The sequence below is a fragment of the Pelodictyon luteolum genome (genome assembly GCF_001622165.1).
GTDB classification, from domain to species: domain Bacteria; phylum Bacteroidota; class Chlorobiia; order Chlorobiales; family Chlorobiaceae; genus Chlorobium; species Chlorobium luteolum_B.
The window spans coordinates 1-13,117 of record NZ_LVWG01000019.1; the positions used below are offsets into that span (position 1 = coordinate 1).

The window sequence follows — 13,117 nt, forward strand, 5'->3', positions numbered from 1 at the left end:
TTCTATGTTTCCTGCATTCTGGTCCTTGGCACCTTCGGTATGTTCCTCTGGTATGAACGGGCGGGGTGCACAGATGCGTGTGCCCGGACGGTAGCGGTGAACACGCTGGTGTTCTTCGAGATATTCTACCTGTTCAGTGCACGGTTTTTCACCCGAAGCGTGTTTTCAAAGGGCGGACTGTCCGGTAACCCTTACGTGCTGTATGCCAGCGGGGCGCTTGTGCTTCTGCAGCTGGTCTTCACCTATCTGCCCTTCATGCAGAAGGTGTTCGACACTGCCCCCCTTGACCTTAAGCAGTGGATGATGATTATCGGCGTGAGTTCGAGCGTGCTGTTTTTCGTGGAGATTGAAAAGGCCGTCTGCCGGAGGTTCCGGCGTGGAGAGGGGTTTGTGCCCTGATGCCGGGCCGGCGACCCTGTGGCTTACATCAGACTGCCGGGATCGACATCGATGGAGATGAGGGCAAGAGGATTGCGGAACCGCCGGGCAATCGTATCCTGAAGGCCGAGGGCGAAGGACTCTGTGAGGCGTCCGCCGGTGAGTTTCAAAAGCACGTGGTAGCGGTAGCTGCCGCGAATGCGCGCTATGCCTGCCGGAGCGGGTCCGAGCACCTCCCCCTGCCCTTCGCCAACGGCTTCCAGAAGCATCGTTTTGCAGGCCATGGCAGCCTCTCCTGCAGTTTTTTCATCCTCTGAGCTGCACTCGAACTTCACCAGCCGTGCGTGAGGCGGATAGGAGAGTTCCCTTCGGGATTGCATCTCATGCTGGAAGAAGGCGCTGTAACTGCCGCGGAGCAGGGCGTTGAAGACTTCGCTTTCCGGATTGTAGACCTGCAGGTAGACCTCTCCCGGGCTTGATGAACGGCCGGCGCGGCCGGCAACCTGTGTGAGAAGGGAGTAGGTGCGCTCGGAAGCGCGGAAGTCGGGGAGGTTGAGGCCGATGTCGGCCATGAGGACGCCGACGAGGGTGACGCGGGGGAAATCAAGCCCCTTTGCGACCATCTGGGTGCCGAGGAGGATGCGGGCTTTCCCCTGGCGGAACTCATCGAGAATGCGGCCGTGAGAGCCTTTTGTGGTGGTTGTGTCCACGTCCATGCGCAGAATCCGCTCGCCGGCAAAGAGTGACTGGAGCTCCTCTTCGATGCGTTCCGTGCCGCTTCCTTTATAGAAGAGGTCCGGGGAGGCACAGGAGGGACAGACCTTGCTGAATGGCTCGGTATGGCCGCAGTAATGACAGCGCAACTGGCGGTGTCCGGCGTGGTAAACCAGCGGAATTCCGCAGTGGGGGCACTGGGGGACATGGCCGCATGCGAAACAGAGCACGCTGCCGGAAAACCCCCTCCGGTTCTGCAGAAGGATGATCTGCTCGTCCCGCTCCAGACGTTTGGCGATTTCGTGGCGGAGCTTTTCGGATATGGAGGGGGTAGCCTTCGGGCTGTCCTTCATGACGATAAGGCAGAGTTTCGGCATGGTGGCGCCGTCGATGCGCTCCGGGAGCTCGAGGAGGCGGTATTTTTCCTGCAGGGCGTTCTCGTAGGATTCAAAGGACGGGGTGGCTGAGCCGAGGATGCAGACGGCCCCTTCGGTGCGGGCGCGCATGACGCCGAGGTCCCGGGCACTGTAGCGGGGGTTGCGGTCCTGTTTGTAGGCGCCGTCGTGTTCTTCATCGACAATCACGGCACCGAGGTTCGAAAGCGGGGCGAAGATGGTGGAGCGGGCTCCGAGGGCTATCTTTGCCCTGCCGCTCCGGAGGCTGTGCCATGCGTCGTATTTTTCCTGATTGCTCATGGCGCTGTGCATGATGGCTACGGTGTCGCCGAAATGCTGGCGGAACCGGCCGGCTGTCTGCGGGGTGAGGGCGATTTCGGGGACGAGGACGATGGCTGTCCGACCTTTCTTTAACACCTCTTTGAGGAATTCGATGTAGACGAGGGTCTTGCCGCTGCCGGTGACGCCATGCAGGAGGAATGTCTTGTACCCTCCCGTCCGGCTTGCACTTCTGAGTTCTTCAAGAACAGCCTCCTGCTGCGCGGTCGGTTGCTTGGGTTCTTCCCGTTCTGTCGGCATGCCGGTATCGAAACGGCTCTCTACTTCAACCGCTATTTTTTCAAGGTAACCCGAGGCGGTGAGGGTGTTGAGGATCCTGCGGGAGACCGCGGCGGCTTCCAGTGAGGCTCCTCCGGGACCGAAGGCCGAGACGCGGAGGAACGCCTCGAGCTGTTTCGGGCTGTTTTTCAGCTCCTCTTCGGGTGCATCCGGCAGAACCGGGGCCCGGCGCCAGGCCGGGACCGTCCTACGGGCCGCGCTGGTGAACTTCCGGCGGAGCTTTACGTGCCCGCTTCGTTCAAGTTCTGAAATGGTGCCGTAGAGGTGTTTCCTGCCGAGCTTTCTCTGGAGCTGCTTTACGGTAATGCGCTGTTCTTTGGTGACCAGCTGCATGATGCTGCGGCGGAGCGCAGTGCTGCGTACCCGGCGGGTTTCAGTTTCGAGGCTGAAGTCGGCCGCTTCGACGATGTCGTCGACCGTCGTGCGGACGGCAACCGGTACGGCGGCAGTGATGCAGTCGATGTGGCGGGTAAGGTAGTATCCTGCCATCCACCGGGTGAGGAGGATCAGCGGGGGATTGAGGACGGGGGCTCCGCCGTGGAGGATGTCGGTGAGCTCGGCAGCTGGTTCTTCCGGAGGAGGCTCGATGCCGGTTTCGATGATATAGGCGGTGGAGGGAGCGGTTTTGCCGCCTTTAGGGACGACCAGCACCATGCTGCCCGGCAGGAGGCCCTCTTCAGGAGGGCCCGGGACCATCAGCGGAAAGGGTTCGCCCCGGAAGAGTTTTTCTGCTATGGCCAGTGCGTACATGGTGGCAAAAGAGGTTCCAGGGAGGGGCGGACCCTGCAGTCGGGGCATTTACCCCCTGAGGGCTTCGAGTATCCTGTCGCGGATTTCCTCAACATTGCCGCTTCCCTCTATTCTGGTGTAGCGGGGGGCGGAGGCGCCGGCTTCGTTTGCCCGCCGGCTGTAGTATTCGATGAGGGGTGCGGTCTGGTCGTGGTAGATGTCGAGGCGCTTCTTTACGGTTTCTTCGGTGTCGTCTGCGCGCTGGACGAGGGGCTCGCCGGTTTCATCGTCAATGCCGGCTGTTGCGGGAGGGTTGAAGCGAACATGGTAGGTCCTGCCGGAAGCGGGATGGACCCTGCGGCCGCTCATCCTGTCGATGATGTCCCGGTCATCGACATGGATTTCAATGACATGGTCGATCTCGATGCCCTGCCGGTGCAGTGATTCAGCCTGCGCTATCGTTCTCGGGAACCCGTCAAACAGGCATCCCTCCAGGCAGTCGTTTTCCATCAGGCGTTCCTTGATGATTCCCATGATGATGTCGTCGGAGACGAGATGTCCGCCGTCCATCACTTCCTTGGCCTGGAGGCCGAGCGGGGTTCCTGCCTTCACAGCGGCGCGGAGCATATCTCCGGTCGATATCTGCGGAATGCCGAGTGCTTTTGAGATGTAATTGGATTGTGTGCCTTTGCCTGCACCCGGAGCCCCCAGTAGGATAATTCTCATCAAACTGCCTTAGATGGATTTTTTCGTGGTAATGATGGTTACTTTCGGTTTTGAAGGAGCTGTTCCTTCTGTCGCGGCTGTTCCGTTCTGGACGTTCACGGCTGAGGCCGCCTGCAAGGGTTCGGCGGGTTTGGAGGGCATCGTAAAGGGGATGGCCTGTTTTTTTGCCGGCGTCTTGTGGAATTCGATGGTTGTGGCTTTGGGGCTTCCCGTGGTTGTTTTTTGATGATGCAGCTTGGCTTCATCGAACATCTGCTGGAAAGCCGATGCCGAGCCTTTTGCGTCAAGGGAGCGCAGGTAGTAGTCCTCTTCGTCGAGGATGTCGCGGCGGAACTCGAAATCCGCTGCGCCAAGCATCATGCGGATCATTCTGCGGCTTTCACCCATGTCGCCTTTCGACTCGATCTGGGTTACCGCCTTGGCGTTGAGGGTGGTGATGGTGTCACCGTTGACGTCCTGTTCTTCCAGAAGACCGAAGGTGACCTGGATTTTCATGCCGAGCAGGGCGAACGAGGTGACTTCGGCGCGGATGACGCTCATGCCGCCGACAGCGGTTTTTTCGCTCCGGAGATCCCATACGAGCCAGTGATCTACTTTGGTGGTGATGAATTCTGCGATGTCCGATGCCTTGCGGGTGTAACGGCGGACCTTGAGCTCGCTGAATTCAGGCGTTTCCGAGGTGTGGGTTGCGTTGCCTGTCAGGCCGTGGTAGGCTTTGGCGAATTCGGTTTTGAAGGGGATGAAATCAAGCAGATCCATGGTGGTTGGCCGGTTAGAGATTGTCGCTTTTGCGCATGCTGTCTGCCGCCAGCTGGCCGCAGGCCGCATTGATGGGGGTGCCGTAGCTTTTCCTGATGGTTACCTGCAGACCTGCAGCCTGAAGGATGTCACGGAACCTCTCCCTTGTGCTGTCGAAAACTGGCTCGAATTTTATATTAACGATTGAATTATAATCAATCAAATTAATTTTACAGAAAAAGCCGGAGGCGTAGCGCAGGAGCCGCTTTGCGTCGTCTTCCGAGTCATTTATGCCCTTGAGCAGCATGTAGGCGAGGGTAACGGGTTCCCCTGTTCTGGATGCGTATCGAGAGAGCGATTCCCTCAGCCTGTCGAGAGGGTACTGCCGGGCGGCCTGCGGCATCAGCGCTTCGCGTTTTTCCTGGATGGCAGAGTGAAGCGAGACGGCCAGCCTGGTTTTCAGGCCGGTATCGGCAAGCCGGTCGATTTCGGGGGTGATGCCGACTGTCGAGATGGTGATTTTACGCTGCGAGGTGCTGAAGCGGTACTTGCGTGTACTGAGGTTGAGAACCGCCTCTATGACGCTTTCAGTATTCAGGAGCGGTTCACCCATGCCCATGAAGACAATATTCGTGATTGAGGCCTCAGGGTTCCGTTTCTGCAGCATGTCGGAGAGTGCCCAGACCTGGCCGGTTATTTCTCCGGGGGAGAGGTTCCGGCGGAACCCCATCTGCCCGGTCGCGCAGAAGGTGCATCCGAGCGGGCATCCTGCCTGTGCCGATACGCATGCCGTCATCCGGTTGGGCCCCGGGATGAGGACGGTTTCAATACGTTCTCCATCGGGAAGCTGGAGGAGCAGTTTTTCGGTCGCTCCTGGTGTACCGCCTTCTCTCGATTCATCGTGCTTTTCTGTGAGGGGCGGCTTGATGCAGAAGGATTCGGCAAGCTTGCTTCGCAGGGGAAGGCTGAGGGTGGTGATTTCGTCGAAAGAGGCGGCGCGGTGGCTGAAGAGCCACTGGTGCAGCTGCGAGGCTCGCCACTGAGGCTCATTGATGGCCCCTAGGGCATCCTTGAGCTCATCCAGGCGGAGGTCGAGGATGTTTATCTGTTCTCTGGGCATCGGGAGTTTCTGTGGTTCTGTGCGGTATGTGCATGGGAATATAGGATTCCCATGCGCCATGGCGAAATCTTCTTCGGTGTTGCAGGTTTCTTCTTTTGTTTGTATGGAGCAAAAAAAGTACTTTATCGCGAAAAGTTTTAAGAACCTTACCGATTCCGTTGTTGCACGATGAAAGAAACTGCCCCCGAAGAGCAGGCTGTAGCCGATTTCAACCACCAGCGCCTTGACAAACACATCCATGCCCGGATCCGTTTTGCCGCGCTGTCCTATCTCGTTGCCGTCGGGAAGGCGTCATTTGTGGAGATTCGTGACTGCATCAACGCAACCGACGGAAACCTCTCCGTCCATATGCGCAAACTCGAATCGGCCGGCTACATCAGCTGCGACAAGGGGTTCCAGCTGCGCAAGCCCCATACGATATACAGCATAACGGGCGAGGGACTCGAAGCTTTTCTGAAGTACCGTCGGGACATCGGGTCGTTTCTCGGCCCTGAAGTCAGTCTGCAGTCGGCCTGAGGGTACTGGATTTATATATGAGACGATGCTATTGATCTGGACTGAACTGGAATGAGCGACCGTATTTCTGTTACTGCAAATGTTACCGCAAACTGATGATATTACCTGAGCTTGGAAGAACACTTACCGGATCCGAATGGTCGCTTCTAGTCGACGTGCTGCTTGATGCCCGCCATGTCGTATTGACTACCCATGAGAATTCCGATGGAGACGGCCTTGGTTCGGAGGTCGCCCTTGCCCTCGTGCTCTGCGCCCTCGGCAAGGAGGTCACCGTTTTCAACCCGACGCCGGTTCCCCCTAACTACCGATTTCTTTGTGAAAGCTTTCCCATCACCCATTTCGACCCAAAGGACGAGGAGTCGGTGCAGGAGCTGTCGCTGGCCGACGTGACCGTGCTGCTTGACGCCAACCTCCGCGACCGGATGGGCTCTCTCTGGCCGCATGTCGAGTTCTCTAAGGAGCTGGGTTCCATGCGGCTTCTCTGCATTGACCATCATCTCGAACCGGATGATTTCGCCGATCTCATGGTCTGTGAAAGCTACGCCTCTTCAACCGGGGAGCTGATATATGACCTCATTTCGGCCATCGGGGAGCGGCAGGGGCAGGACCTGTTCACCAAAGAGATCTCGCAGGCTCTCTATGTTGCTGTGATGACCGATACCGGATCCTTCCGTTTCCCCAAGACCAGCCCCTACGTGTATTCGCTGGCAGGGAACCTGGTACAGAGAGGGGCGGACGCCGCTCTGGCCTATGACAGAATCTACAACTCCCTGACGCCTGAGGCGCTGAAGCTGCTCGGCCTCGCCCTCACCTCCATCACCATCCTTGACAACGGGGTGATTTCCTGGCTGTTCATCTCCCGCGACATGCTGAAAGCCACCGGAAGCAAGCTGTTTGATACGGATCTCATCGTTCAGTATCTTTTAAGCGTCCCGTCCGTCCAGATCGCCGTCCTCATGGTCGAGATGACAGACGGACGCACGAAAGCAAGTTTCCGCTCGCGCGGCAGGGTCTATGTGAACCAGCTGGCCAAGAAATACGGCGGCGGAGGTCATATGAACGCTGCAGGATGCCTTTTCCAGTTCTCTTCCGACAGAGCGCAGCAGGTCCTGCTTGAGGACGTCCGCGCATTCCTTAAAGACCCCGAATCTTTCACCTACTGAAACCAACAGCTGCACCGATCATGAAAACAGCCGCAACATTCACCGCTCTCCACGATCTTGACGCCGATCTTCTCATCCTTCCCTTCAGCAGCGAAGGGCTCAAGAAGGCCGCATCCCCGGTTCTGGAGGCTGCCGGCCTGTCTGATGTCCCCCTGGATGATTTCAAGGCTGCAGCCGGAGATACCCTCATCCTCTACCCCCGACCCGGTAAGCTTCGTGCTTCGCGGGTGATGCTTGTCGGGACGGGCGAGGCCAAGAGCCTCGATGACTGGCATCGTGCTGCGTCTCTTGCGGCCTCCAGGGCTGTCGACCTTGATGCCCGCCGTATCGTTTTCGATCTTCCTGCTGCCGGCGGCAAGGCCAGGCCCGGCATTGAGGCTGTGGCTGAAGCGCTGGTCGAGGGCTGCATGTTCGGCGCCTACCGGTTCGAACGCCTGAAAAGCGGCAAACTCGATAAAGGGGAGAAGAAGAAAACGCCGGCGAAGGGAAAGGCAAAGAAGGATGAAAAGGGCATCGACCTCCTGACACTCCGGGTTCCGGCTTCGGCCATTGCCGCGGCGGAAAAGGGTATGGCTGCAGGGCTTGTCATCGGTTCGGCGCAGCAGATGGCCCGTGATCTTGTCAATCTTCCCGGCAACCACCTGCAGGCTGAGGACATCGCAAAGGCTGCCGTTTCCTCCGGCAAACAGTACGGGTACGGGGTGACGGTCCTTCGCAAAAAAGAGATCGAGTCACTCCGGATGGGCGGTCTCGTTGCCGTCAACCAGGGCAGCCTGAACCCTCCGACCTTCACCGTCATGGACTATGTGCCCAAAAAGAAGGCGAAGGCGACCATCGCCCTCGTCGGCAAGGGCGTCACGTTTGATTCCGGCGGCATTTCCATAAAGCCTTCCGAGGGGATGGGCGACATGAAGTCCGACATGGCCGGCGCTGCGGCCGTCATCGGCGCCGTTGAAGCCGCTGCACGCCTCTCGCTTCCGGTACGCATCATCGGCCTGATTCCCGCTACCGACAACATGCCGGACGGCAACGCGCAGAAGCCGGGTGATGTCATCACCACCTATTCGGGTATTACGGTCGAAGTCGGCAACACCGATGCCGAGGGCCGGCTCATCCTTGCCGATGCCCTGACCTATGCGGCACAGAAGTACAGCCCTGACGTCATCATCGACCTTGCGACCCTCACCGGTGCCTGCATCGTAGCTCTCGGATACCAGGTCGCAGGCCTGTTCAGCAACGACGACTCCCTTGCCGAAGCAATCGAAGGCGCTGGCAGAGATACCGGTGAAAAGGTCTGGCGCCTTCCGCTCTGGGATCTTTATGACGAACAGATCAAGTCAGACGTTGCTGATGTCAGCAACACCGGCAGCCGGGGTGCGGGTACCATCACGGCGGCGAAGTTCCTTGAGAAGTTCATCGAAGGCCATAAGAAATGGGCGCACATCGACATCGCCGGCCCTTCGTTCCCGGCCAAAGGTGCCTCAAAGGTAAATGGAGGATCGGGCTTTGGTGTCCGGCTGCTTGTTGATCTCCTCAGGAAGTGGTCGTAACCATGACCTCCCGGGTTTCACAGCCGGTTCTCATCGTGCCGGGGGTCCTGTTCTGGGACTCCCTGTACCGGGGCATGCGTCTTGCGCTCTCCGAACGGATTCCTCCTGAAAGAATCGAGATCGCCCCTGTCAGCCTTGGCGACTGGATCGGATTGCCGCCCTCTCCGGAACGTTCGACGAACCGGGTGATGAGGGTGATCGACAGCTCGCTGAAGCTTATGGCTGAGCGTTTCCCGGGAGAAAAGGTCACCATCGTCGCTCACAGCGGCGGCGGGACGGTCGCCATGGTCTACCTCCTTGAAAAGCCCTTCCAGGGCGACTGCTACCATCGTGGAGAGCAGGTGTCGCGCCTTATTACGCTCGGTACGCCGTTCCGCACCCATGAGCAGTATGCGAAGCTCAAGACCGATTTCATCGACCGGCACCTCACGCCCGGTTTTTTCCGCCGATGCCGGGTCGTTTCCGTCGTCAGCGACAAATACCACGGTTCTCCCGGTGGCTCACTGACAGAAAAGATGTGCCACCTGTTCTACCGCAGCACCTGGGGGGACGGGACTGCAGCGGGAGACGGTATCGTACCGGCTGAAAGCTGCCGCCTCGAGGGGGCAGAGAACGTCATCATTCCTGATGCCGAGCACCTGCCGACCCCGCATACCCGGTGGTATGGAACCAGAGAGGGGGTGGAGCAGTGGGCGGGGTGGCTTGATTCCGACGGTCCGGGGGAGCAGTCCGGTTGCTGAAATTAAGGAATCTTTCTTTGACAAGCCGCTGGAAAGTGGTAAAATCAAAGCCACCCATCCGGATGGAATGGCATGTTTTTTATAACCAAACGCCTCTGTAATGAAAATAACCATATTCGGATCAGGCTATGTGGGCCTTGTTACCGGTGCATGTTTCGCTGAAGTCGGCAACGACGTGCTCTGCGTCGATATCGATCAGGACAAGATCAAGCGCCTGCAGGAAGGACACATTCCGATTTACGAGCCCGGTCTTGAAGATATCGTCATTGAAAACAGTCGTGAAGGGCGTCTCCGCTTCACTTCCGACATTGCAGAGGGCGTAGGGTTCGGCCTCTACCAGTTCATAGCTGTCGGCACGCCTCCCGATGAAGACGGCTCGGCCGATCTCCGTCATGTGCTCAGCGTCGCCGAAAGCATCGGTACCCATATGCAGGAGTACCGGATCGTCATCAACAAGTCCACCGTACCGGTCGGTACTGCCGATCTTGTGCGTGAGAAAATCAGCTCGGTCCTCAGCGCCCGGGACGCAGTGATAGATTTCGATGTCGTCTCCAACCCGGAGTTCCTGAAAGAGGGTGACGCGGTGAACGACTTCATGAAGCCTGAGCGCATCGTCGTCGGTGTCGACAACCCCCGCACGAAGGAGTTGCTCCGCTTTCTCTACTCGCCCTTCAACCGCAGCCATGAGCGGTTCCTCGCCATGGATGTCCGTTCAGCTGAACTGACGAAATACGCGGCCAACGCCATGCTGGCCACGAAGATCAGTTTCATGAACGAGATTGCCAACATCTCCGAGCGTGTCGGTGCGGACGTCGAGGCCGTGCGTCGCGGCATCGGTTCCGATTCCCGCATCGGCTTTCCCTTCATTTACCCCGGCGTCGGCTACGGCGGCTCCTGCTTCCCGAAAGACGTGCAGGCCCTTGAGCGCACTGCGCGCAAGTACGGGTACGACTCACGCATCCTGCAGGCGGTCGAAGCGGTCAACCACGACCAGAAGCTGAGCATCGTCGAGAAGATCAAAGCTCACTTCGGCGGCAACCTGAAGGGTCGCACTCTGGCCATTTGGGGACTGGCCTTCAAGCCCAACACCGACGATATGCGCGAGGCTCCGAGCCGCGTGGTGATTGAGGCGCTCTGGAAAGAAGGTGCCGCAGTGAGGGTCTACGATCCTGTCGCCATGGAAGAGGCCGAGCGGATTTACGGCAGTAAGGACGACCTTTTCTATGCAGCCAACCCCGAGGATGCCGTGAAAGGTTCCGATGCCCTCGTCATCCTGACCGAGTGGATGGTATTCCGCAGCCCCGATTTCGAAATGGTGAAGCGCGATCTCCTCGCTCCGGTCGTTTTTGACGGCAGGAACATCTACAACCCCGAGTTCATGGAGCAGTCAGGGTTCACTTACTACTCCATCGGCAGGGTTCCGAGAGGCGTATAAGCCTGTCGGATTATTGCCGCTCGAACGTCGCTTGAACAACGTGCAGCCCTCTCTTGTGAGGGCTGTTCGTGTTAAGGGCAGTTCCCGGACGTCGGCAGTTCCCGGACGTCGGCTGTTCCCGGACGTCGGCTGTTCCTGGACTTCGGCTGTTCCTACATCTATTATAAGCACCCCGGAAGGTGCAGGAGCGGGCCGCTGCCGTGGCCGAGCTGCCATCGGGCTCCGGCCCGTATGGCTTCGGTAGTGTATTGCTTTGCTTTCCTGACCGCTTCCACCATCGGTTCTCCCTTTGCCAGGTATGAGGCTATTGCTGATGAGAGTGTGCAGCCGGTGCCGTGTGTGTTGGGGCTTTCCACCCGTTCAGTTGTGAACCACGTGATGCTCCCTTCATAAAGGAGGCAGTCGCTGCAGGTGTTTCCTGCAGCGTGCCCTCCCTTCAGGAGGACCGTGCGGGCACCGACGGCGGAGAGTGCCCGGGCTGCAGCCTCGATATCTTCGGTTGTTGAGGGTGCTAGCGGGAGGCCGAGAAGAACGGCCGCTTCAGGGAGGTTCGGCGTGATGATTGAGGCGAGAGGGAAAAGCTTTTCGACGAATAAAGCCAGATCACGCGGCTCGAGGAGCGCGGTGCCGGAGGAGGAGCGCAGCACGGTATCAAGAACGATGGGCGTTGAGGACGGAAGCATTGCGACAAGCTCCGCAACCATTGCAGCCATTCGTCCGCTGCCGAGCATCCCTATTTTGACGCTGTCTATTGCAATATCGCTGTAAATGGCCAAAAACTGCTCTCTGAGGCACTCTTCGCTCTGTTGATGGATAGACACCACTTCGCGGGTGTTCTGCGCAGTAACGGCAGTTATGGCAGTTGTTGCATAGCATCCGAGTGCCGCCGCGGTTTTGATATCCGCCTGGATGCCGGCACCCCCGCTCCCGTCCGAACCGGCGATGGTGAGGATGGTGGGGTAGCGCTTCATGCCCCGCCTCCTGCACGCGTGGCATGCATGATGTTCATGATGTCCATAAGGCTGCGGGCTGCATCTTCAGGGCTTTCCGCCTGAGTTACGGCGGAGATGACGGCGATGCCGGCCGCTCCGTGTGCAATGATGGTTCCGGCATTTTCCCGGGTGATGCCGCCGATGGCGATGAGGGGGATCCGGATCGCCGCTGCCGCAAGGCTGATTGCTTCAGCTCCGAGAGGCGCGTACCCCTTCGCTTTTGAGCCGGTCGGGAAGATGTGCCCGAAACCGGCATAATCGGCTCCGTCCCGTTCTGCCCTGACGGCTTCATCCAGAGAAGATGTTGAGGCTCCGATGATTTTACCGGGTCCGAAGAGCTGGCGCGCAGCATGTACAGGGATGTCGTCCTGGCCGAGATGCACACCGTCGGCCTGTGTGGCAAGCGCTATATCCGCCCTGTCGTTGACGATGAAGAGCGCCCCGGCATTGCGGCAGAGTGGAAGGAGGGCTTCAGCAAGACGGCAGAGTTCTCTTCCTGATGCCTTTTTCCGCCGCAGCTGGATCATGTTTGCTCCACCCTTGAGTGCAAGGGGGACAATTTCCAGCGGATCCGTGTCCTCATCGGTGATGACGCAGAGGATGGGAGAGTGTGGCAGGTTCATGCTATTGTCCTGTAAAGGGTTTCGATGGTGGATGGCAGGTCTGTGCTGTCTGAGAAAAGGCTTATGGCTGCAATTCCCCATGCACCGCACTCCATGCACTCCTTGGCGCGCTCCACGCTGATGCCTCCGAGTGCATAGACCGGGATGGATACAGCACGGCAGGCCTCCCTGAGTTTCTCGGTACCCTGAGGAGGGCCGAAGGCGAGTTTCGAGGGCGTGCTGTAGACTGGGCTGAAGAAGAGATAGTCAGCACCTGCTTCGGCAGCTGCGACTGCATCCCGGAGGGAGTGTACGCTACGGCCGAAGATAAGTGAAGGGGCGGCTTGGCGGAGCAGGTGCAGGGAGCAGGCCTCTTCTGGCAGATGAACCCCGTCGAGCCCTCCTGCCAGCGCAATGTCGATGCGTTCGGATACCAGCAGCCTTGAGCCTGCAGGAAGCGGCAGTTCCCGTGCATCACGGGCCAGGGAAAAGAGCTTTCCGCCCTGAAGGTGTTTTTCGCGGATGAGGATCATGCACGGCGGAGCTTCTGCGAGTCCCCGGAGAAGCGATTCAGTCCGGTTGCCTTCCTGGCCGGGGGTCGTGCCGCTACTGATCACCGCGATGCGGGGCAGGGGGGCGGATGAGGTGGTACTTGCCTTCATGGCGTTGCTGGCTTTGATATTTCTCGGACATTAAATAAT

General features: G+C 58.7%; 13 protein-coding genes. 6 read left to right on the forward strand and 7 right to left on the reverse strand.

Annotated elements, in window-relative coordinates:
- On the forward strand, positions 1–399 hold a 399-nt coding region (locus tag A3K90_RS03030; RefSeq protein ID WP_303681117.1), incomplete at its 5' end, for a cation transporting ATPase C-terminal domain-containing protein.
- A gap of 23 nt (positions 400–422) precedes the next feature.
- Here the strand turns inward: A3K90_RS03030 and priA are convergent.
- The 4 genes from priA to rlmN are packed head-to-tail and all read right to left on the reverse strand — an operon-like array spanning position 423 to position 5,418.
- On the reverse strand, positions 423–2,903 hold the full coding sequence (gene priA, locus A3K90_RS03035) for a primosomal protein N' (protein ID WP_369690402.1): 2,481 nt from the start codon (positions 2,901–2,903) through the stop codon (positions 423–425).
- Complete coding sequence (gene adk, locus A3K90_RS03040; RefSeq protein ID WP_303681118.1) at positions 2,904–3,560, reverse strand: adenylate kinase; 657 nt, start codon at positions 3,558–3,560, stop codon at positions 2,904–2,906.
- A 9-nt stretch (positions 3,561–3,569) separates the two neighbouring features.
- Positions 3,570–4,319: a hypothetical protein gene (locus A3K90_RS03045; protein WP_303681119.1), complete on the reverse strand. Its 750-nt coding sequence runs from the start codon at positions 4,317–4,319 to the stop codon at positions 3,570–3,572.
- A gap of 13 nt (positions 4,320–4,332) precedes the next feature.
- Positions 4,333–5,418, reverse strand: a complete 1,086-nt coding sequence (rlmN, locus tag A3K90_RS03050; protein ID WP_303681120.1) for a 23S rRNA (adenine(2503)-C(2))-methyltransferase RlmN — start codon at positions 5,416–5,418, stop codon at positions 4,333–4,335.
- Between the two features lie 168 nt (positions 5,419–5,586).
- Here rlmN and A3K90_RS03055 point away from each other — a divergent pair, with 168 nt between their 5' ends.
- The 5 genes from A3K90_RS03055 (at position 5,587) to A3K90_RS03075 (ending at position 10,822) form a co-directional block, all read left to right on the forward strand.
- Positions 5,587–5,934 carry a transcriptional regulator gene (locus A3K90_RS03055; RefSeq protein ID WP_303681121.1) on the forward strand — a complete coding sequence of 116 codons (348 nt, stop codon included), beginning with the start codon at positions 5,587–5,589 and terminating at the stop codon, positions 5,932–5,934.
- A gap of 95 nt (positions 5,935–6,029) precedes the next feature.
- Entirely contained in the window at positions 6,030–7,097 is a 1,068-nt protein-coding gene (locus A3K90_RS03060; RefSeq protein ID WP_303681122.1) for a bifunctional oligoribonuclease/PAP phosphatase NrnA, read from the forward strand.
- Between the two features lie 20 nt (positions 7,098–7,117).
- Positions 7,118–8,647, forward strand: coding sequence for a leucyl aminopeptidase (locus A3K90_RS03065; protein WP_303681123.1), 1,530 nt, complete (start codon positions 7,118–7,120; stop codon positions 8,645–8,647).
- A 2-nt stretch (positions 8,648–8,649) separates the two neighbouring features.
- Positions 8,650–9,387 (forward strand): triacylglycerol lipase, encoded by a 738-nt coding sequence (locus A3K90_RS03070; RefSeq protein ID WP_303681124.1) that lies wholly within the window; start codon positions 8,650–8,652, stop codon positions 9,385–9,387.
- Between the two features lie 100 nt (positions 9,388–9,487).
- On the forward strand, positions 9,488–10,822 hold the full coding sequence (locus tag A3K90_RS03075; RefSeq protein WP_303681125.1) for a UDP-glucose/GDP-mannose dehydrogenase family protein: 1,335 nt from the start codon (positions 9,488–9,490) through the stop codon (positions 10,820–10,822).
- 161 nt (positions 10,823–10,983) lie between these two features.
- Here A3K90_RS03075 and thiD read toward each other — a convergent pair whose 3' ends face one another.
- The 3 genes from thiD to A3K90_RS03090 are packed head-to-tail and all read right to left on the reverse strand — an operon-like array spanning position 10,984 to position 13,078.
- Positions 10,984–11,793, reverse strand: coding sequence for a bifunctional hydroxymethylpyrimidine kinase/phosphomethylpyrimidine kinase (thiD, locus tag A3K90_RS03080; protein ID WP_303681126.1), 810 nt, complete (start codon positions 11,791–11,793; stop codon positions 10,984–10,986).
- On the reverse strand, positions 11,790–12,437 hold the full coding sequence (thiE, locus tag A3K90_RS03085) for a thiamine phosphate synthase (RefSeq protein WP_303681127.1): 648 nt from the start codon (positions 12,435–12,437) through the stop codon (positions 11,790–11,792). Before thiE ends, thiD begins: the two co-directional genes overlap by 4 nt.
- Positions 12,434–13,078, reverse strand: a complete 645-nt coding sequence (locus A3K90_RS03090; RefSeq protein ID WP_303681128.1) for a thiamine phosphate synthase — start codon at positions 13,076–13,078, stop codon at positions 12,434–12,436. Before A3K90_RS03090 ends, thiE begins: the two co-directional genes overlap by 4 nt.
- Positions 13,079–13,117 lie beyond the last annotated feature (39 nt).

Coding starts and splice junctions, on each gene's coding strand:
- A3K90_RS03055 (WP_303681121.1), top strand. CDS start 5,587: ATGAAAGAAACTGCCCCCGAAGAGCAGGCTGTAGCCGATTTCAACCAC.
- rlmN (WP_303681120.1), bottom strand. CDS start 5,418: ATGCCCAGAGAACAGATAAACATCCTCGACCTCCGCCTGGATGAGCTC.
- A3K90_RS03090 (WP_303681128.1), bottom strand. CDS start 13,078: ATGAAGGCAAGTACCACCTCATCCGCCCCCCTGCCCCGCATCGCGGTG.
- A3K90_RS03065 (WP_303681123.1), top strand. CDS start 7,118: ATGAAAACAGCCGCAACATTCACCGCTCTCCACGATCTTGACGCCGAT.
- thiD (WP_303681126.1), bottom strand. CDS start 11,793: ATGAAGCGCTACCCCACCATCCTCACCATCGCCGGTTCGGACGGGAGC.
- A3K90_RS03070 (WP_303681124.1), top strand. CDS start 8,650: ATGACCTCCCGGGTTTCACAGCCGGTTCTCATCGTGCCGGGGGTCCTG.
- A3K90_RS03060 (WP_303681122.1), top strand. CDS start 6,030: ATGATATTACCTGAGCTTGGAAGAACACTTACCGGATCCGAATGGTCG.
- adk (WP_303681118.1), bottom strand. CDS start 3,560: ATGAGAATTATCCTACTGGGGGCTCCGGGTGCAGGCAAAGGCACACAA.
- A3K90_RS03075 (WP_303681125.1), top strand. CDS start 9,488: ATGAAAATAACCATATTCGGATCAGGCTATGTGGGCCTTGTTACCGGT.
- priA (WP_369690402.1), bottom strand. CDS start 2,903: ATGCCCCGACTGCAGGGTCCGCCCCTCCCTGGAACCTCTTTTGCCACC.
- thiE (WP_303681127.1), bottom strand. CDS start 12,437: ATGAACCTGCCACACTCTCCCATCCTCTGCGTCATCACCGATGAGGAC.
- A3K90_RS03045 (WP_303681119.1), bottom strand. CDS start 4,319: ATGGATCTGCTTGATTTCATCCCCTTCAAAACCGAATTCGCCAAAGCC.